Annotated in this window: 14 protein-coding genes; 5 read left to right on the top strand and 9 right to left on the bottom strand. The window is 40.6% G+C overall.

All coding sequences use genetic code 11. The annotated features are described in order from the left end of the window. Nucleotides 1–12: 12 nt before the first annotated feature. From BAE31_RS10805 to BAE31_RS10795, 3 genes are all read right to left on the bottom strand, one after another. Entirely contained in the window at nt 13–7,008 is a 6,996-nt protein-coding gene (locus tag BAE31_RS10805; protein ID WP_076840421.1) for a DNRLRE domain-containing protein, read from the bottom strand. A 168-nt stretch (nt 7,009–7,176) separates the two neighbouring features. Next, the gene (gene blaBPU, locus BAE31_RS10800; RefSeq protein ID WP_076840463.1) at nt 7,177–7,965 is read right to left on the bottom strand and encodes a BPU family class D beta-lactamase; all 789 of its coding nucleotides are present in this window, start codon (nt 7,963–7,965) and stop codon (nt 7,177–7,179) included. A gap of 123 nt (nt 7,966–8,088) precedes the next feature. Continuing rightward, nucleotides 8,089–9,252, bottom strand: a complete 1,164-nt coding sequence (locus BAE31_RS10795; RefSeq protein ID WP_076840420.1) for an acyl-CoA dehydrogenase family protein — start codon at nt 9,250–9,252, stop codon at nt 8,089–8,091. Nucleotides 9,253–9,396: 144 nt separating this feature from the next. Between BAE31_RS10795 and BAE31_RS10790 the strand changes: the two genes are divergently transcribed. From BAE31_RS10790 to BAE31_RS10775, 4 genes are read left to right on the top strand one after another with little or no spacing between them, the layout of a single operon-like run. Further along, nucleotides 9,397–10,161, top strand: coding sequence for an amino acid ABC transporter ATP-binding protein (locus BAE31_RS10790; RefSeq protein WP_076840419.1), 765 nt, complete (start codon nt 9,397–9,399; stop codon nt 10,159–10,161). Continuing rightward, on the top strand, nt 10,158–11,018 hold the full coding sequence (locus BAE31_RS10785) for an amino acid ABC transporter substrate-binding protein (protein WP_076840418.1): 861 nt from the start codon (nt 10,158–10,160) through the stop codon (nt 11,016–11,018). Before BAE31_RS10790 ends, BAE31_RS10785 begins: the two co-directional genes overlap by 4 nt. Then, nucleotides 11,015–11,713, top strand: a complete 699-nt coding sequence (locus BAE31_RS10780; protein WP_041106989.1) for an amino acid ABC transporter permease — start codon at nt 11,015–11,017, stop codon at nt 11,711–11,713. Before BAE31_RS10785 ends, BAE31_RS10780 begins: the two co-directional genes overlap by 4 nt. 12 nt (nt 11,714–11,725) lie before the next feature. Then, nucleotides 11,726–12,439: an amino acid ABC transporter permease gene (locus tag BAE31_RS10775; RefSeq protein WP_076840417.1), complete on the top strand. Its 714-nt coding sequence runs from the start codon at nt 11,726–11,728 to the stop codon at nt 12,437–12,439. Between the two features lie 34 nt (nt 12,440–12,473). On the opposite strand, the gene BAE31_RS10770 is transcribed toward BAE31_RS10775, so the two are convergent. The 4 genes from BAE31_RS10770 to BAE31_RS10755 all read right to left on the bottom strand — a co-directional run bounded on the left by BAE31_RS10770 (nt 12,474) and on the right by BAE31_RS10755 (nt 16,884). Beyond that, the gene (locus tag BAE31_RS10770; RefSeq protein ID WP_075623576.1) at nt 12,474–13,304 is read right to left on the bottom strand and encodes a manganese catalase; all 831 of its coding nucleotides are present in this window, start codon (nt 13,302–13,304) and stop codon (nt 12,474–12,476) included. 125 nt (nt 13,305–13,429) lie between these two features. Beyond that, the gene (locus tag BAE31_RS10765) at nt 13,430–14,470 is read right to left on the bottom strand and encodes a 2,3-butanediol dehydrogenase (RefSeq protein ID WP_025092841.1); all 1,041 of its coding nucleotides are present in this window, start codon (nt 14,468–14,470) and stop codon (nt 13,430–13,432) included. A 70-nt stretch (nt 14,471–14,540) separates the two neighbouring features. After that, complete coding sequence (locus BAE31_RS10760; protein WP_076840416.1) at nt 14,541–15,761, bottom strand: MFS transporter; 1,221 nt, start codon at nt 15,759–15,761, stop codon at nt 14,541–14,543. A 373-nt stretch (nt 15,762–16,134) separates the two neighbouring features. Continuing rightward, nucleotides 16,135–16,884, bottom strand: coding sequence for an SDR family NAD(P)-dependent oxidoreductase (locus BAE31_RS10755; protein ID WP_076840462.1), 750 nt, complete (start codon nt 16,882–16,884; stop codon nt 16,135–16,137). Between the two features lie 93 nt (nt 16,885–16,977). Here BAE31_RS10755 and BAE31_RS20155 point away from each other — a divergent pair, with 93 nt between their 5' ends. Continuing rightward, on the top strand, nt 16,978–17,112 hold the full coding sequence (locus tag BAE31_RS20155) for a transposase (RefSeq protein WP_471656433.1): 135 nt from the start codon (nt 16,978–16,980) through the stop codon (nt 17,110–17,112). A 133-nt stretch (nt 17,113–17,245) separates the two neighbouring features. On the opposite strand, the gene BAE31_RS10745 is transcribed toward BAE31_RS20155, so the two are convergent. Together BAE31_RS10745 and BAE31_RS10740 are read right to left on the bottom strand one after the other, a co-directional pair. After that, nucleotides 17,246–18,964 (bottom strand): ABC transporter ATP-binding protein, encoded by a 1,719-nt coding sequence (locus BAE31_RS10745; protein WP_076840415.1) that lies wholly within the window; start codon nt 18,962–18,964, stop codon nt 17,246–17,248. Further along, nucleotides 18,964–19,527, bottom strand: a complete 564-nt coding sequence (locus BAE31_RS10740) for a GNAT family N-acetyltransferase (protein WP_024427899.1) — start codon at nt 19,525–19,527, stop codon at nt 18,964–18,966. Before BAE31_RS10740 ends, BAE31_RS10745 begins: the two co-directional genes overlap by 1 nt. Between the last annotated feature and the right edge of the window lie 105 nt (nt 19,528–19,632).

Raw genomic sequence — 19,632 nt, 5'->3', positions numbered from 1 at the left:
TAGAAATTAAAATTAACGCCTTTTCTTTTTCTTCCAATTATTATTCCAAAATGTAACTACCTTTCCACTCCTTGTATAATAACCACCCTTTTTTCCATTCTTAATCCTGTATCCTTTTTTTCCAGTAGATAGTATTACTTTTTCGCGTAAATGCTTATTAGATCGATAAAATGCTCTAGCAACTTTTGTATATCTTTTTTTACTGTAAGATTTACCATTTCTCACAATATGTTTATTATGATGATAGTCCAACGACTTTCTTTTGGATTTAAATGTTCCTTTATACCAATGTCTTGAGGTAGCCCATTTTCCGATTTTTTTTGTTAATTTTAACTTTCCACCACCTACAAATCCTGATGCGGCTGCAACTGCTGCACCTTTCCAGCCCTTGCCTGATTTATAAGCTTTGTATCCATCATATACCGCAAATCCTGCATTGACAACAAACCATACCCAATGGCCGTCTGGGTCCACATTCATGACTGGGTTGTTGTTGCCATAAGTATAGCCGTTTTGATCTAGTGCATCTCCATCGCTTCCTGGGTCTGGGTCAAGTGATAGGAATACGCCGTTTCTCGGTTCATAGTAGCGGGCGATTAAATAGTAAAGTCCTGTTTCTTCATCGAAGCGGTAACCAGCATAGCGATATGGGTTTCCTTTTACTTCTTCATCTTCTTTTACTTTAGTTGGAACTCCCCATGTATCGTATTCGTACTCAGCAACGATTTTTCCTGCACTATTTGTGATGGCAATGACATCACCGTGTGCATTGTAGTGATAGAAATATTTTTTCTCGTTTTGTGTGAATGCAAGGAGTTGTCCACTCTCACCGTATGTGTATGTTTTTGTGACTTCGTTGTCTCCATCTGTTTCGTATAAAACATTCAGGCTGTCGCCGTCATAAAAGTAATTGGTGACTTTTCCATTCACTGTTTTTTGAATTCTATATCCACGCTCATCATATTTGTAAGTGACAAATGGCTTGTCTTCGCCTTTTTTCTTGATGGCCGTTATGTTATCTTCTGCATCCCATTCATAAAGGAATTGTCCGTCAGACGTTCGGTTGCCATTTTTGTCATAAGTTAAAGTCTCATCATTTACCTTTGTCAGTTGGTTCATGATGTTGAATGATGCGTTGATTGTTTTTTTAGTGCCATTTTTTTCAGTCGTGACGGTTTTTCTGTTTCCAAACCCATCATATGTGTACTCAATGACCGTGCCATCTGGATGAGTTTCTTTGATCAATTGATCTAATTTTCCATATTCATAACGAATCTTCCCGTTGCTTCCTTGATCAATCGTTATTCTGTTTCCATTTTGATCATATTCGTAAGCTTCGTTTAAGATCGTTGTGCCTTGGTTTGTTCCAATATGCAAATCATTAATTAAATTGCGCTCATCATAAGCAAAGCTAGCACCACTGCCGTTACCTGTAATAAAGGACTGAACATTTCCATTTTCATCATAATCAAACGAATACGTAGAACTCGAATCCTTCATTTGCGTCATTTGATCAAGCTTATTATAACTGAATTGGTTCGTCCCTTTTTGATTTCCGTGTGTCCATTCAAAGGATTTCAGTTTATCTGAATCGATTGGATACGTCCAAGTTTGGCTGCTGCCTCGCTCTGTTAACTTTGTGATGCGGTTTTGTTGGTCGAACGTTCTGTTTTTGGTTGTGTTTTGTTCTTTGTTGACAACCGTTGTTTCGTTTCCGTTTTTATCATAGCTAAAGTGATATTTTTCTGTTCCATTGTATGACTTTGATTTCACTCGGTCTGTTCCATCATACGTGAGAGACACTTCATGTCCATTTGCAGAAATGGTTTTAATTAAGTTGCTATTCGCATCATATTCACTTTTTAACACATTTCCTAATGGATCAATGGTTTTTGTTAATTTGCCCATAAGGTCGTATTCAAATTGATACGTTTGATCTGACTCTGCACGAATGGTTTTCGACTGTTCATTGCCCTCTTTATCGTAGGTTCTTACAATGGATGTCCCGTTAGATAAAGTGATTTTCTTCAGCTGATCAGCCTGGTCATATTCGAATGTTGTTTTTTCACCTTTCGCATCGGTTTCAGAAAGTTTTTTGCCTGTTTCGTCGAAGGCAGATTGAGATGAGTAACCAAGCTCATCCTCTTCTTTAACTGCATAGTTCCCTTTCTCGTCGTAAGTGGTTTTCGTTAACAGACTACCTTCTACTAGACGGATATCATCAAACCAAGCCGTTCCAGTCGCGCTTTTTTGGAAAACAATCTGAACGTCGACTTTTTTCAATGGTTTTGTTTTTGGTATGACAACCGCCGCTCGGTTCCACTCCTGTGTACCAGTCGGGAATTTTGCATTAAACGTTCCTGTTGTGCCATCTGTATACGTAACGGACGCTTGAAGTGAGTAATCATTTTCATTTGAAGCTTTGACATTTTCAGCCTTAGACATCCCAGTCAATGTGACATACACAGATTGATCATTCGCACTTTGTTCAATCGGTACAGATTGTTTATAGATGGCATTTGCTTGAGTTGAAGAGGTTCTGGTCATTTTTAACGAAACGTCATCGTTAAAGCCTTCTTCATTATCTAATGAACCACCTGACCCGCTCCAGCTTGTTGTTTTATCCGTAAAGGAATTATTTTTGACTGGATTATAACTTGATGAAACTTCGCCTTTTTCTAGCTGAATTTCATCGAACCAGGCTTTTCCTTTTCCAGCCTTATCTCGATGATCCACTTCCATATAGATCACAGCTTTGCCTGCATGAGATGGCGTCGTAAACGAAACTTGGCGTTTTGTCCAATCGTTTTTGCCTGATAGTGTGCTGTAGCCGTTGCTGATCCATTGAATTCGTTTATTGTTTGTATCTCTTAAATCAATGTTAAAAAATGCTCTTGCTTTCGTTAGTTCTGTCTTTATTTTCCCACTCAGTGTATACGTCGTATTTGGCTCTAGTGTTACTTCTTGTGTAGCCGAAGAATAGCCAAGTTCTGTTCCTTCAGTTGTCGACTGTGAACTGATTTCTAATACCCGGCCGCCAGATAACACACCACTTTTCCCAGCTATTTGCGCTAATTTCCCGTCATCCTTAGATGCTGTAAGCTTCCAGCCAGTTAGCGTATCTTCAAAACTGCCATTTTTCAAAATACTCGCGCCTGCAGCAAGTTCTTTACTCGTTTGTATCAAATTCCCGTAAGAATCATAAATACTTGCTGAAGACATATTTCCACTTTGATCTGTCTCAGATACAGCATCTAATCCATCGTAGGCGATATCTGTAATATCTCCTTCTGTATCTTTCACTTTAGTGACATCATTGTTTTTGTTATACTCGTAGGTTTCTGTCCCGTAAGCATCTTTTGCTTGAATAACATTGCCGTTCTTATCATACGAATAGCTTTCTGAAGCTTTCCCTTTTTCCACATCATTCGGATCAGCTTCTTCAACGATTTGATTTCCTTCATATTTGGTTTTGGTCGTAATCTTCAAACCTTCCGCATCATCTACAACTTGAATTGGATTGGCTGCTTCGTTATACGTATACTGTATTTTTCGACCGTTTGGCTGCGTCATCATGAGTGTCTTTTTAGACATATCATATGCATACTCAAAGGTTTCTTTTTTGGCATTGATTGCCTTAACTAAACGGTGATTTTCATATTGGTATTCTGTAAAAACAGGCTGATCTTCTGTGCTGTTTTGAGAGAATTGTTTAATCAATCTGCCTTCTTTATCGTATTCATATGAGATGCTCGTTCCATCTGAGTCAATGACTTTCACTAGTAAGCCTGCATCATACTCATATGAAAGCTTTTTCCCTTTTGGTCCTTGAACGGAGATGATATGACCATCTTCATCATATTCCATTGTTATTTTTCGGCCAGATGCATCTTCCATTGAAGTGAGCTGATTGTTTTCGTTATATTTGTATGTCGTTGTATTTTTATGTCCATCTACAATCTTGGTGATTTTCCCACCGTTTTTACTAAAGTGTGCAAAGGTTTGGTCCGTCGTTTTTAACGTGTATTCATCTTTTGATTCTGTTAATTCAAGGAAAATACCTGTTGGTGGTTGATACGTACCATCTGCTTTTTTTGTAAAAACATGAGTTGTGGCATCTTCATCAATATAGATGACACCTTCTTTTGTTGGGGTGATACTCGTTTCTACATCTGCGTACCACCCTTGACCAAACAGGTGGTCAGCTGCATCTAAACTGTTGTACGTTCGACCAATTCCAAGCCCCGGTCCTCTTCCATCAATCGACATTTCTTCTTCACTGACAATGACATTCCCAGTTGCACCATTAAGCTGACCGTCTGGTATATCAATAATCGACCAGTAATCCTCTGTTCCAAGGAATTCGGCCCCTTCATGGAATGTCGGGTTAAATGGTGGTGTTGGAATGGTTTCTCCATTTGCATCGTAGGCAGAAAGGGTAAAGGAGTAGTTCTTACGTCCTTTATAATTTCCATTCGCATTTTCATATACTGGTGATGGGTCTAGCGCTAATTCCCCGCCCTTACTATCTGTATGAAGCACATATTTCCCACTTTTAATTTCATCAGGAGTTGGCCAAATATTCTTGTTTTGTGTTGTCCAATGATCGACATCACCCACATCAAATGATTGATATGCCTTACCATTATAAATGTTAATTTTATACCCTTTTGCATTTTTCACTTTGTCCCAATGTAAATTGATATAACCTGTTTGGCTCTCTTTTGTATTGGTATAAGCATACCCAGATAAAGCTTTCGGTCTAGATAAATCAGGTAAAGTTGGTCCAGCTGGCGGTGAAGCAATGGCTTCTCCATCTTTATTGTAGGCAATCACTCTGAAGGAATAGTGTTTTTGAGCCGCATCTCTTCCAGCATTTTTATAAGTCGGACCAGGATGAATTGGAAGCTCAGCACCTTTTCCATCTTGCAGGTGCAATGCATATTTACCTGCTTTGATCTCAGCCGTTGTCGGCCATACTTTTTTCCCTTTTGTTGACCATGATGTCTGATTCCCGATATCCAATGTCTCATAGCTTTTCCCATTAAACATTTGTATTTTATAACCAGTTGCACCGGAAACTGAAGTCCAAGAAAGATCAAAGTAACCTGTTGCGTTATTATTATTGAAACCTTTTGTACTAGGTGCTTTCGCTCTAGCAACATTCGGCACGACAGGTTTTACCTTTGCTGACATTGCGCCTTCACCTTGGTCAAAAATCGCACTTACAGCTACCCAGTAATTTTTACTTGTCGCATACTTACCGCCTGAGTTTTTGTAAACCGGGGAAGGATCAACCGCTAATTCTGTCCCCCCTTTTCCATCTAAATGAAGTTTATATTTTTTAGCTGCAATCTCGCTCGCTGTCGGCCAAATATTCTTTCCTTTTGTACTCCATGATGCCACATTCCCAACTGAAATGGCTTCATACTCTTTTCCGTTGTACAGCCATACTTTATAGCCTTTTGCACCAGACACCTTTTTCCAACTTAAATTGAAGTAACCTGTTCCATTTCCATTACTAAAACCTTTTACAGTTGGTGCATTTGCTTGTGGAATGGTATACGTTACTTCAATGACTGGTTTATTGGTTGAGTTTGTTGATGAGATTATTTTTTTCCAATGGTCTTGTCCATTTCCATTTGCATGTAATTTAAAGCCATAGTTAGCTGTTCCACTATTCCAAGCTTTGATGGTTGATGTCACATCATAGCTCGCCCATTGTCCTTTATATACATTGGCTTTACCGATGTTTTTAGAACTTGGTTTATTGTTCCATGTTAGCTTTGTATGATCATAGTTGGCATTCACTGTATCCAACCAAAGACCAGTTGCTTTCGTTCCGTAATATGAATGAGCAACATACGTTTTGAACGTCGCTTTTGTTACATTCATATTTTGAATCGGTTTGAATGAATTAAACTTCATGAAAGCGTAGTTTGTACCAGTTGTTTTATCATAATAACCGGTTTTCAGTACATAACTTTTCAGATTAGCATCCCATTTTTGCGTAGAGGATGAATAGTTTGTTGTTGGGTATTTACTCATGATGAATGTGTCTGCTGACACAGATAAAGAAGTCGATGGATCGATAGACACAGGATAAACTCGTTCAGGATCCTTAAGCCATTTCTCATCAGCAGTCACACGAAGTAAATAGCCATCGTCTTCTTTTTCTAGTTTAAAGGTCACATCTTCTGAGCGAGCCACTTCACCTGACTTTTCATCTAAATTAGAATCAGTCATAAATGGTTTAGGGACTTGAAAAATGGTCCGCTTTTTCTGATCATAAAATGTAATAGAACCGTCTTCCTCAATTTCCCCAGTTAGATCTGTTTTTATTTTAAATGTAAAAGAATTGTAGCCATCATAATGATTGAGTACAATATCTTCTTTGATGTTTTCATTAAAGGTAAATGATCGTAAATCTATATTTGGAAATACCTCTTCATATGTAAGCTCATTGGTGTTCTCTTTAAATTGTGCTGAGGTATCCTTGGAATTGATTTCTGATTTGTTTTTACCTGAAGCTTTTAAAATTGAAAATTCAATTTGACGCTTCTTGTGTTCAAATGTAGCATATAGTCCTTGCTTCATTTGCTTTTGAAAAGTTGATTCTAATCTCGCATTTTCTGTCTCTATTTCTTTTTGCGAGATCGTCTTTAATTCAGGAGAGATGTCCTCCCACTCAGCGTCTGAGGCCTCTTTTATATGAATAGGGTCAGGATATACCTCTTGTGTAAATACACCCTCTCCTTCATAAAAAAGCTTGCTGTTTTCTGTTCTTTCTGAAAGAACTTCTCCGTCTTTTCCAATTTCGTCTTCGTCAATCCCTGCCATTTCAATGGCTTTTGAATCATCTAATTCTTCTAAGCTGTTATGACTTGATTTTGTATTTTTGTCATGTTCTTCTGCAAAAATATCAGAAGGTAACATTGATAAAAGCATCACAAAGGCTAGTAGTGCCGCGATATTCCTTTTCCATTTTACTTTTCTTTTTAGGTTCATATTAATCTCCTTATCATATATTTGTAACATTTGTAACATTACGCCATATATAATAATACATTTGAAATTATACTTCAATATATTTCTATAAATATATCATTCTTTAAAACTAATCCATATATCATCAACTTATCTATATATCCCCTTTTTCACACATAAAAAAGCACCCTAAACGGATGCTTCTATCAAATGATATTTTTTCAAAATGCGATAGGTAATGTCTTTTGCTTCTATGCCTGTGCCTTTGATATTTGTGGCGAAGATGTAGGTTTTGTGTTCATGTTTGATAAAACCTACGTACCAGCCGATGTCTGATCCGGAGCCTGTTTTGCCGTATAGGGTGGCATGTTTCTCTTCTTCTTGTACCATCATTCGTTTGACCGTTCTCATGGCGTTTAGGTCAAATGGGAGAGTCTCTTCATATAGCTGTTTGAGGAAACGAACTTGTTCAACTGGAGAAATACGTAAAGTACTGCTTAACCAAAATTGATCGATTCCGCCAGATATGTCTTCGTTCCCATAATGAATGGCTTTCACCCACTGACTCATGCGTTCTTCACTGATGTCACGGGCCATGGCTTGATAGTACCAGACGACTGAATCTCTCATGCCAGATCCTAGTGTATGATCCCTATTCCAGCGGTCAATCTCTCTTTTCACTCCGTCCCAATATTTGATGTCATATTCATCTCTCACTGCGCCTGTTTGGAGTCCGATTAAGGCATTTGCTACCTTAAATGTCGATTGAGGCGCAAAGCGCTCTTTCGCTCTTTTTTTGTTATACACCCAAGGGGACTTTTCTTTTACTTCTTGAATCACAAACGTGCCTTCCCGATCTTTCATGAATTCATCTACTGACCATGCTGGTGATGCTCCTTCAGTTGATGAAGGCTGGCTTATACAAAGTGCCATCAGCATCATGCCAGTAATGAGCCATTTTATATACTTTTTCTTCAAAACAATCGCTCCTTTTCCCATGATTCCATTGATTGTAGCATGTTGAGCGATGAGATATAAGGTACGCTTGTCCTCTTTTCTTTCAAACAAAAAAAGCCGGTTCATCCGGCTTTTTGCTGTATATTAGCTTTCTTTTTTCTCTTCAATGGCCTGCTTCGCGATTTTTGAAATCGTCATATCGTCCATTGGCGGGTTATGGAGCCCGGCCCGAATATCTCGATAGTAACGCTGCAGTGGACAGTCAAGGCTTAAGCTTTTTGCACCGACTAAACGCATGGCTTTATCGACAACTTGCAGACTGTGATTGACGACTGTATGTTTCACAGCGCCGAATTCATTGATTAACAGCTCTCTTTTCTCCGGCTTTTCATACAATGTCGTCGTTGAATAGATGACGTGACGTGCTTGCTTTAATAGTAAGTCGATTTCACCAATAAGTGTTTGGACATTTGGCAGATCACTAATCGTTCCGCTGATGCTGTTCGGTGAATGGGTGATGGCATACTGAACAGCATAGTCTCTTGCCGCTTGCGCAATCCCTAAATAGCAGGACGGAATATGTGCAATCCAAGGATTTAGCGTACCACCCCGCGGCCCTTTTTGCACCTCAACAAGCATGTCATCTGAAACCTTCACCTGATCTAAGATTAAATCATGACTTTCAGTTCCTCTCATGCCCACAACATTCCACGTTTCTTCTATTGAAACACCTTCTGTCTCACGATGAATTAAGAAGAAGCCCATCGCCTCTTTTTCTTCAATCCATACGCCGACTAAAAAGTATGTAAGTGCTGGTGACATCGTTGTGAAAATTTTACGTCCATTGATGATCCACTCATTACCTGATCTAGTGGCTGTTGTCCCAGGCTTCCCGCCTCTTGTTGGACTGCCTGTCTGCGCCTCGCTCACAGCACGGTTGACAAGGGCGCCCTTCTTCACTTCTTCCGCAAAGAATTGCAGCTGCTGCTCATTCCATTGTTTCTTTTCGTAGATTTCGCCTACAACCCCTTGGTGCCAGCCGATGGATAAGGCAGTCGCTCCGTCCATACTGCCGAGCGTCTCTTGAAACAGAACCATATCCTTCACAGATTGACCTCCGCCTCCGTATTCAGCAGGAAGAGACAACGTCGTATAGCCCATCTCTATTAATGATTCAATATTTTTTTCAGGAAAATAAGCGCCTTCATCGTGTTCTTTTGCCGTTTGTTCGATCGTTTCACGAAGAGATTCTAGTTGATGAAGCCATGTTTTTTGAAAATCGGTATCAACAAATAATGCTTTAGACAAAACGTATCCAACTCCTCTGTATCTCACAATCTATCATATCTGATTTTTCCAATTGGAATAAATAAAACATACTTTACTTATAGGATTTAATGTGTTAAATTTTATCAATATTAAGTACATCTGTCAAAGGAACGTGATGCTTTTATGATTTCAGCTACTAATCTACATAAATCTTATGGGCAGACCCATGTGTTAAAAGGCATTGATTTCACCGTACAAGAAGGTGAAGTGGTCGCCATTATTGGACCGAGCGGATCAGGAAAAACCACCCTTCTCCGCAGCTTAAACAGCCTTGATATTCCAGACAAAGGAGAGCTGACAGTTGGTGAAGCCACGATTCAATTTGAACGATATCATAAAAAAGATCTGCTAAAACTCAGGCAGCAATCTTCCATGGTGTTTCAACATTATCACTTGTTTCAGAATAAACGAGCACTTGAAAATATTACAGAAGGATTGATCGTGTCTCAAAACATGTCTAAAAAAGAAGCAGAAAAGGTCGGAGAGCAATTTTTAACGCGGATTGGACTGCTTCATAAAAAGGATGCATTTCCGAGTGAATTATCCGGCGGTCAGCAGCAGCGAATTGGCATAGCCCGCGCTCTTGCGATGAACCCTTCAGTGCTTTTGTTTGATGAACCTACGTCGGCACTGGACCCAGAGATGGTCGGAGAAATCCTTGAAATGATCAAAGATATTGCGAGCCAAGGGATGACGATGGTCATTGTGACGCATGAAATTTCGTTTGCAAAAGACGTAGCAGATACGGTGATCTTTATGGCAGATGGAGAAATCGTTGAAAAAGGCTCACCAGAAGACGTCCTCATGAAGCCTCAGCATGAACGAACGAAACAATTTTTATCCAGGATTCATCGCGGAATGTGGCAAGGATCGGAGGAAGACATATGAAACAAAAGACAGCATTCATGACAGCTGGTGTCCTTCTGATTCTCCTCTCTCTGATTGGCTGCAGCAGTGTGAAAACAACAACAGATGATGGAAAACAAATTGTGAAAGTCGCACTAAGTGCAGAGGTCAATCCACCCTTTTTAGCCACAAATGACCGAAACGAACCGATCGGCTATAACATTGATTATTTAAATGAAGTGGAAAAAAGACTTCCGCACATACATTTTGATTACATATTTGGCGAGGAAGAATCCAATTTAATTGGTGTTGGCGCGGGGAAGTTTGAAATGGCAGCTAATTGGTTTTTCAGTAACCCTGAACGCGAAAAACGGTTTCTTTACCCTAAAGTTCCGTACGGCTATTCGATGACAGGATTAATTGTGAATGAATCAAACCGGGATATTCAATCGCTTGACGATATGACATCAAAAAAGCTCGCTCCTGTCAGTCCGAGCGGCGGATTGCGTTCCATATTAAATCAATATAATGAAGAACATGATCCAGATATTCCGCTGACAACCATTGAAAGCCCTTCAAATGAACTCAACTTAAAGCGTGTTGAAAGCGGACGGTCCGATGCGGCCTTTATGAATATTTCGACCTTCGATACCATTCAAAAGCATCTGAATCTGAAGGTCAAAGTGGGCGGGATCGTGTCAAAGGAGCCGATCTATCTTGTCTTACAGCCAAGTGAGAAGCAGCTTGCAGCAGATTTGGACCAGGTCACACAAGAGATGATTGATGATGGAACACTGCCTCAGCTTGCGAAAAAGTGGTTTGGGGTTGATTTCTTTCAAGATATTGACTACATCTCTGAGCAAGGCTATCAATATGAAGAAAGGAAGGAAGCATCATGACGTTTACAGCTGGTGATTGGCTGCGAATTTTTTTACAGGTGCTTGAACGCCTGCCACTCACTTTTCTCATTATTGCGGTGTCATTGTTTTTCGCCATCATAATAGGGCTCTTATTTGCATGCATTCGTATGAAACAAATCCCAGTGCTGAAGCAATTGGCTGTTATCTATTTATCTTTTACACGAAGTACGCCATTAATTGTTCAGTTATTCTTAATTTATTTTGGACTTCCTCAGCTTTTACTTGTGGCAGGAATTCAAATCAATCATTGGGATCGTGTGTTATTTGTGATGATGACGTTCTCTTTACATACGGGCGCTTATTTATCTGAAGTTTTTCGCAGTGCGTATTCGTCTGTTGGGAAGGATCAGCTGGAAGCTGCCTACATTGTTGGGATGACAGATACACAGGCCTTGATCAGGATCATTATCCCGCAGGCCTTTCTCATTGCCCTGCCAAACCTCGGAAATTACACCATTGATCTTGTGAAAGACACGGCGATTGCCTTTACGATCGGACTCATCGATATGATGGGACAGGTGAAGATCATCTTAGGAAATAACTATGGAATCGGCATGTTTGAAGTGTATGTGATCATTGCGATTGTGTACTGGCTCATTTGTATGAGCATTGAATTAGTCACCATGCTGCTTGAAAAGAAATTTGTAAAAGGCCGCACCAGTCTGTCACGTTAAGGAGGCGATTTGATGCAAACCATTGATATTCCATTTGCGATTGACCAAGTACCACATATTCTAAAAGGTGTTCCTTTCACCTTATTAATTGCACTAGTTTCTATGGCTGTGAGTCTTGTGATCGGATCTGTTTTTGCTTTCATTCGCCTCTTTCGCATCCCTGTACTCAGACAGCTCGTTACGCTCTACGTCTCCTTTTTTAGAGGAACGCCGCTTATTGTTCAACTGTTCGCTTTCTTTTATGGGCTTCCTTTTGTTCTAACCAGTTTGAGCGGCACATTCGGACTGACCTTTCATCCGGATATGGTCTCCCCATTAGCTGTGGCCCTTATTACCTTCAGCCTGCATTCAGCCGCTCATTTAACAGAGGTGGTCCGAAGTGCACTTCTCGCAGTAGACAAAGGGCAGCTTGAAGCGGCAAAAATTGTAGGTATGACAACAAGACAGGCGATGATACGCATTATTTTGCCGCAGGCATTTGTTGTGGCCTTACCGAACCTAGGCAATCAGCTCGTTCAGTTATTAAAAGCGACATCTCTTTCGTTTACAATTGGGGTACTCGAAATCATGGGTATTTCCCGGATCATTGCAAATGACGGCTATCAGTTTTTAGAAACTTATCTCGTCTCTGCTTTGATCTATTGGCTGCTGAGCATTGTCTTTGAATTAGCCTTTGCATTATTAGAGAAACGTGTCAGCGTATACGGAAGAACTCTCGGACGTTAAAAAGTCGATCAGGCCAAAAACCTGATCGACTTTTTTATTCACCCTTTTTTGGTGTGTTAAACAGTTCTTTTGGTGCGGGTTTGAGCTTTGGTGCAGAGCCGAATACGACAGGTGCAGAAATATATCTGAACTCTCCTTTTCCATCCATGCTGCGTCCATGTGCCCATCTGCCTTGCTTACTTTCTTCCCCTCTTGAGAAGTTAAACAAGTCATAGGATACTTGCTGTTTTTCTAGTGAACGAGGGAAGGTGGTTGGTACGACGACATCCCCTTCTCGCTCTTCTAATTCTTTAATTGCAGCAAGCCACATATTTTGATGATATGTATCACGAGCAATGAGGAAGGAGAGCATATCTTTGACGCCGCGGTCATCTGTCATTTCGTAAAGTCTTGTGACCTGAAGTCTCCCTTGTGATTCTGCATTTAAATTGGCCCTGAAATCCGCCATTAAATTTCCGCTTGCAATGATATACTTGGCATTCCACGGATACCCTTGACTATCCGCTGCCATAGCTCCTAAACCAGCAACAATTGCATGCTGAGGATTCATTCCACCCATAACAGCTGCAAGTGCTGGATCACTTTGATACGCCTGTTCTTGTTCTTGAACCGGTGCTTTATCTAGTAAACGCGCGATCATCGTCGCCAGCATTTCCACATGACCAATTTCCTCTGTCCCTATGTCAAACAATAAATCTCTATATTTTTGGTCTGCCCGGCAATTAAAGCCTTGAAATAAATATTGCATCATCACGCTGATTTCACCATATTGACCGCCTAATACTTCTTGTAATTTCTTTGCATAAACCGGGTCAGGCTTTGAGGGCTTTGCTTCATATTGCAATTCTTTGATGTGATAAAACATGATGTCATCTCCCTTATCAAAAACATCTTTTCACTTATCACTATTCGACCGCAGCTCCCTTTATGAAAATGATCTGAATACATAAAAAAAGAGAATGGCTTATGCCATCCTCTTTGTTATCTTACTTATTCAGCACTGACTAAAATTTTCACTTGATCTTTTTCATTGATTAATGCATGGAAGCCATCCTCGATCACATCGTCCAGCTTGATTTTTTTCGTGACGAGTGTGTCTGCAGAGAAATAGCCTTTTCTCATTAAGTTTAATACAGATGGAAATACGTCTCTATAGCCGATAATTCCTTTGACTGTACGTTCTTTAATGACAATGTCATTCGGCATAATTTCCGCGCCTTTTTCCCAAATGCTTACAATGACTGTTTCGCCTGAAATTCTAGTTGATTGGATTGCTTGCTTCAATACAACAGGTACACCTGTCACTTCAAAAGAAACATCGACGCCACCGTTTGTACGGCTAGCAATTTCTTGAACAACATCTTCATACTGAGAAGGATCTACAATGATCGCTCCAAGCTCTTTTGCCTTTTCTTGACGTTCTTTTGATAATTCAACTGCATAAATATCAGTAGCACCAGCTGCTTTTAATGCTTCAATGACAAGTAAACCAATTGGTCCGCAGCCAAACACAGCCGCTGTATCCCCAGCTTGTACTTTACTAGAACGAACCGCATATAAAGCAACTGCAGAAGGCTCGACAAGCGCGCCTTGCTCATATGAGATTTCGTCTGGTAATAAATGAAGTAATTCTTCATCGACTGATACATATTCAGAGAATCCACCGCCGCCTCCGGCAAGTCCTAAAAAGCCCATGTTTTCATCTAAGTTATAAGCACCTTGATGTCCGTGAGTTGCAAAAATAGGTTCAACAACCACTCGGTCGCCTACTTTGTAATTGCTCACGCCTTCTCCTACTTCAACAACTTCACCAGAGAACTCGTGTCCCAGTGTAATTGGTGCTTTTTCTTTTGTAAGTGGATGAGGTTCATTCACAGGAATGAAGATCGGTCCGCCTAAATATTCATGTAAATCACTACCGCAAATGCCGCACCATTTTACTTTAAGTTTCACTTTTCCTGGAGCAACTGTTGGTTCATCAATTTCCTCTAGTCGAATGTCCTTTTGATCGTGCCAGCGTAGTGCTTTCATTTGTAAGACTCCTTTTCTCATCAATTTAATTAACTTACTTAAATAATGATAACATAATTTTTTTAATTTTCTAAGTAGGATGCACTATTTTTTTGACAGTCAATGGACGAAAGATGACAAAACATAACAATAGACAGATAAGAAGCATACATATACACCCAATGATGACGGAGATTCTGATCGATAAAATATGAGCGAGTCCGCCGAATATTCCTGTCATGGTTATCGTTAGAATGGCTTCAACCAAAGCATAAAAGCTGGCTACCCTTCCCATCACCTCTACGGGGATATTTGTTTGATAGAACGTCATAAAGCCTGTGTTCGCAAATGCTAAAAAGAAGGCTAATATAAAAAATCCACCGGCGGCTGCAACTAGACTGCTGGAAAATGCATAAATAAGATAGCCAAACGCCACAAACAAGCTGCCGATTCCAAGCATCAGCGAAACTGACAGCCTTTCGACAATGACCGAATTAAGACTTGCCCCTGCGATAATACCCGCTCCAGCTATACTGACAAGAAGGCCATATTGTGTATCAGTCAGCATCAATACTTCTTTTGCAAAGGCTGTTTCAAGTGAGTCTATGGCCGTAGGAAGGACCGTTATCGCCGCACTAAATAATAAATATACCGTCATGATCTGGCGTGACGTCAGACTAAATCGCAGAACAAGCTTTGCATCCTCTTTTAACATTGAAAGGGAAAACCGCTTTTGGGCAGCATCTGTTTTGAGCAAATTCGGTAAACACATCGATAACAGAGCAGATATCAACAGGCAGATTGCATTTACATAAATTGAAAGAACAGGAGTCCCGATGAGAAAGAGCAGACCTGCTGCTGCGGGCCCAAGTAAAAATCCACCGGATTGTAATAAAGAGCGAATGGCATTAAACCGTTTTCGGTTATCCGCCGGGATTAGTCCTGTCATATACACCATCGACGCTGGATGAAACATCGCTTGTGCCATCTGTATGCAAAACACCATGACATACAGAATGAGCAGATGTCCTGAAAATAAGGCAAAAGGGATACATGCAATGAGCAGAGCACGGGTAATATCTAAACTGATCATCACATTCCGCTGATTCAGCCTGTCAATCAAACTGCCGGACCAGCTATTGGTCAAAAGAGCAGCAGCCGGTCTTAACAAATAAACTGCTGTTACAGCAAGTACAGAGCCCGTTTCTTGAAAAATAAGCAGATGGAGGGCAACTATATAAATCCATTCTCCTATGTTCGCGATCCCGATGGCTCCAAGCAAAATACTCATATCCCGCCAATGTTTTTTCATCATTGTCCCCCCTATTTGTCATAAAAAAAATCCCGCCCCCAAGACATGTCTGTCTTGAGGACGGGATTTACTCCGCGTTGCCACCTCAGTTTATTCATCTGTTGCCAGATGAACCTTAGCGGGTGATCATTCACCCTTCTCTGTAACGGGAGAAGTTCGCTGCACCACCATCCGAGGGAATCCGGTGCAGAGCTAAGAGGCTTGGTTCCATCATGCTTCCCAGCTCCTTCTCAGCTTCACGGAGTTCTCTGTGTGGGGCAGCTATGATGTACTCTTCTCTATTTGCGCTGTGTCTTTTTTTCATCATGATCTTCAGCTGAATTGTTACATATTGTACTGCGCCTCGATCAAAGCGTCAATGTTTTTTTTCATGTTAATCCGCATAAATCATTTTCCTAGTCATGCCGCCATCAACAACCAAATCTGTGCCGGTCACAAATTGATTGTCTTCATCTGTTAAATAAAAACAGGCTTTCACAATATCATTTGGCGTGCCGACTCGATTGGAAGGATGCTGCTGATGGTCAATTTCTCGAAGACTTTTCTCATCTTTCGTTTCAATCCATCCAGGGGAAATGCTATTTACCGTAATGTGATCCTGACTAAAAGAAACTGCCAAGGCATGAGTAAGCGCGGAAATCCCGCCTTTTGATGCAGCATATGCTTCTGTATAGGGCTCTGACATGGTCGCACGGGTAGATGAAATGTTCACAATGGAACCGCCGTTTGGATTCTCTTTGATATAACGTGCTGCTTCTCTAGCACATAAAAAAGTCCCTCTTACATTTGTATGCAGCACATGATCCCACTCATCGACCGTTAACTCATAAGGGGATGCTGTGCACATGACGCCGGCATTGTTGATGAGAATATCAATTGTTTTGCAGTGCTCCACCGCAAACGACATTAAGCGCTGAATATCCTTCTCCTGTTTCACATCTGTTTTAATGAAATAAACTTCAAAGGACTCTTTTCTCAGCTGCTCCTCCAAATGCTTCCCCTTCTCTTCATCTATATCCGCAAGCACCACACGTGCCCCTTCTTTTGCATAACCGCAGGCGATCGCTTCACCAATACCATTGGCTGCGCCTGTGATGATGACGGTTTTATGTTGAAAATTCATCATTCATCCAATCCTTTCTCCATGAGATGTTGTCGTCTATCATATCATTTTGAGGAATCTCGGCACAAAGCTGAATTTGTATGACTAGATCAACTGGTCAGAGAGGATCACCAGTTTCGTAAAATTGAGCAGTACATTGATTTTTCATTTATCGTAGATACGGTAAAAGCGTATTATAGCGAAATCAAAGGTCGTCCATCTCTTAATTTGTTGTTATTTAGAATCTAATTGAATATATAAAATGATTAAGATTTAGGAAGTAGGATGTTGTTTTGTCCCATTTCCATTTCATTCGTTTTTTTAACGTCTTTACTTTCAAAGAATACACGAAAGCAACTGACTCGTATTTGTATTTCATCGTCTAATCTTCAGTTAAACGACCATTTTGCCAAAGCTGTTGATAATACGGATGTGTTTTTTGTAATTCTTCATGTGTGCCTTGACCTGACAAGCGTCCATCTTCAAAGACAAGGATTTGGTCTGCACTTGTAATCGTGGATAACCGATGGGCGATGATGATGGTCATCCGGTTTTTCGTTAACGCTTGAAGAGCAAGCTGCACTTCACGCTCTGATTCGTTATCTAAGTTCGATGTCGCCTCATCAAGTAATAAGATTCTCGGATTTCGTAAAATCGCACGAGCAATCGCAATACGCTGTTTTTGACCACCCGAAAGCTTAATACCTCCTTCACCAACCTCTGTATCGAGGCGTTTGTCCAGCTGCATGACAAAATCATAGGCATAGGCTGCTTTTAATGCGGCAAGTACCTCTTGTTCACTTGCTCCATTCGTCCCGTACATGACGTTGTCACGAATCGTCCCGTTTAATAACGGTGCATTTTGACTTACATAGCCAAACAACCCACGCCACTCTGTTAAGTTAAATTGCTCAATGTTTTCTTTGCCATACAGTATCGCACCTGATGACACGTCATAAAAACGTTCAATAAGGGAGAACATGGTCGTTTTCCCGCCTCCACTTCGGCTGACAAAGGCCGTTGTTTCATTTGGCTTTAACGTAAACGTCATACCTTTTAACACGTACTTTTCGTTGTACTTAAACGACACATTTTCAAAATGAATCGGCTGTGACGCAGCAATTACCGGTTTACCGTCTTGGACTTCACGCTTCTCATCTAAAGCCTCGACAATACGCTCTGTTGCGCCAAGTGTTTTTTGTAAATCAGTAAAGAATGTCGCCATTTGTGTAAATGGCATAATAATTTGTACTAAATAAATCATGATTGCCACAAGCTCGCCAGAACTAATGGCACCTGAAGCAACCTGTGAACCGCCATACCCAAAAATCGCAATGATCACAACCATCATGAGCAGCGTCATAAGTGGTGAAAGAATCGCAACAATTTTTGCTTCTTTTAATCCGTACTTATACAGCTGCTGAATTTGCTTTTTTCCGCCTGTTAGCTCTTGCTGCTCTGTTTGTGAAGCTTTCACAAGGCGAATGTTTGTTAAAATCCTCCCTAATCGTCCGCCAAATCCTGCCAACTCATCTTGATTGGCTTTCGAAATCGCGTACATTTTTTCCCCTAGCGGATACGTCACAAAAATTGTGAGTGGTACGGCGATCAGTAGCAGCAGCGTCATTTTCCAGTCAATCCACAATAAAACAACGATTGCACCAAGTATCGCAAAAAGCCCCGATACAAACGATACGAGCTTTTCCGTTACAAACTCCTTTACGACGTTTGTATCCTGCGTAATTCGACTCATCGTTTCGCCAGATTCATGTGCATCGTAATATGTTAATCGTAAATGCAGCATATGCTCCCATACTTCTGTTCGTAAATTCGCGACAACTCCTTCACCTAAACGACGCATCATATAAAATGTAACTGCACTAAGCATCGCCTGTACAATTAAAACACCAATGACTGGTAAGAGTGATGTTAATGCAAAACCAGTATCTGAAATTTGGTTAATAAGCTTCATTGTGAGTAGTGGCACAGCAAGTCCAGCTGCCACCTCTACGATACTTATAAAAAATAAAAGAACTAATTGACTATTCGCCATTTGACTGCGCTTCATCAAAATCCAAAGCTGTGAGATTTTCCCTTGCATTATGATTCACTGCTCACTTTCGTCATGACCTTTTCAAAACGGAAAAACTCATACTCTTCATCCGATTCCGGCTCTTTGCCTTCAACATTAGGTCCTGGGTTGCCTTGGTGATAAAACTCAACAATTTTAAAGCCACATTTATTCACGTAAAAATGAATATTACGCTTTTCAAAATATGGTGTGTGCAGCTCCCAAACCTTCGTCTCTGGGAACGCTGCTTCTATCGCTTCCCACATTTTAGTGCCAAGACCCTTGCCATGTGCATTTGCCCTTGTATACAGGAAGTCCACTTCGTTTCGCTGGGTTTCGTTATTCATTTTCAATACGACACCACCAACTCTTTCGGCGTTTAGTAAAAGTTGACGTACAACCGATTCTTTAGCAGTAAGTGAATGATTGAAATCTTCCTCAGACGGGATTGGTCCCATTTCTGCCGGATCTTCCGCATCTGTAAAACGATCTTGTAATCCTTTCATAAATGCCTCTTGTAATTCTGCCTTAAATGCTGCTAGCTCGTCCTGCGGTACAGGTGCTAACGTCATTTGTTGATTTAGTTTTGTCATTTCTAAAAAACCCTTTCTTTTAAACTGATTAAAATATTCGACCGACTGGTAAAAATAGATGACTATAATGGCCTAGACTCCGTATTTTCGAATCCAACCTTCCGC

Origin of the sequence: Bacillus sp. I-2 (genome assembly GCF_001974945.1) — a bacterium.
GTDB lineage: Bacteria > Bacillota > Bacilli > Bacillales > Bacillaceae > Bacillus > Bacillus safensis.
The sequence above is the reverse complement of the archived record's forward strand: the minus strand, read 5'-3'. Positions and strand labels throughout refer to the sequence as shown.

Excerpts from the sequence above, each read along its gene's own strand:
- BAE31_RS10745 (WP_076840415.1), bottom strand. The coding sequence starts at position 18,964 with ATGCAAGGGAAAATCTCACAGCTTTGGATTTTGATGAAGCGCAGTCAA.
- BAE31_RS10770 (WP_075623576.1), bottom strand. The coding sequence starts at position 13,304 with ATGTTTTATCACATCAAAGAATTGCAATATGAAGCAAAGCCCTCAAAG.
- BAE31_RS10775 (WP_076840417.1), top strand. The coding sequence starts at position 11,726 with ATGCAAACCATTGATATTCCATTTGCGATTGACCAAGTACCACATATT.
- BAE31_RS10765 (WP_025092841.1), bottom strand. The coding sequence starts at position 14,470 with ATGAAAGCACTACGCTGGCACGATCAAAAGGACATTCGACTAGAGGAA.
- BAE31_RS10760 (WP_076840416.1), bottom strand. The coding sequence starts at position 15,761 with ATGAAAAAACATTGGCGGGATATGAGTATTTTGCTTGGAGCCATCGGG.
- BAE31_RS10790 (WP_076840419.1), top strand. The coding sequence starts at position 9,397 with ATGATTTCAGCTACTAATCTACATAAATCTTATGGGCAGACCCATGTG.
- BAE31_RS10780 (WP_041106989.1), top strand. The coding sequence starts at position 11,015 with ATGACGTTTACAGCTGGTGATTGGCTGCGAATTTTTTTACAGGTGCTT.
- BAE31_RS10740 (WP_024427899.1), bottom strand. The coding sequence starts at position 19,527 with ATGACAAAACTAAATCAACAAATGACGTTAGCACCTGTACCGCAGGAC.
- BAE31_RS10805 (WP_076840421.1), bottom strand. The coding sequence starts at position 7,008 with ATGAACCTAAAAAGAAAAGTAAAATGGAAAAGGAATATCGCGGCACTA.
- BAE31_RS10785 (WP_076840418.1), top strand. The coding sequence starts at position 10,158 with ATGAAACAAAAGACAGCATTCATGACAGCTGGTGTCCTTCTGATTCTC.
- BAE31_RS10755 (WP_076840462.1), bottom strand. The coding sequence starts at position 16,884 with ATGAATTTTCAACATAAAACCGTCATCATCACAGGCGCAGCCAATGGT.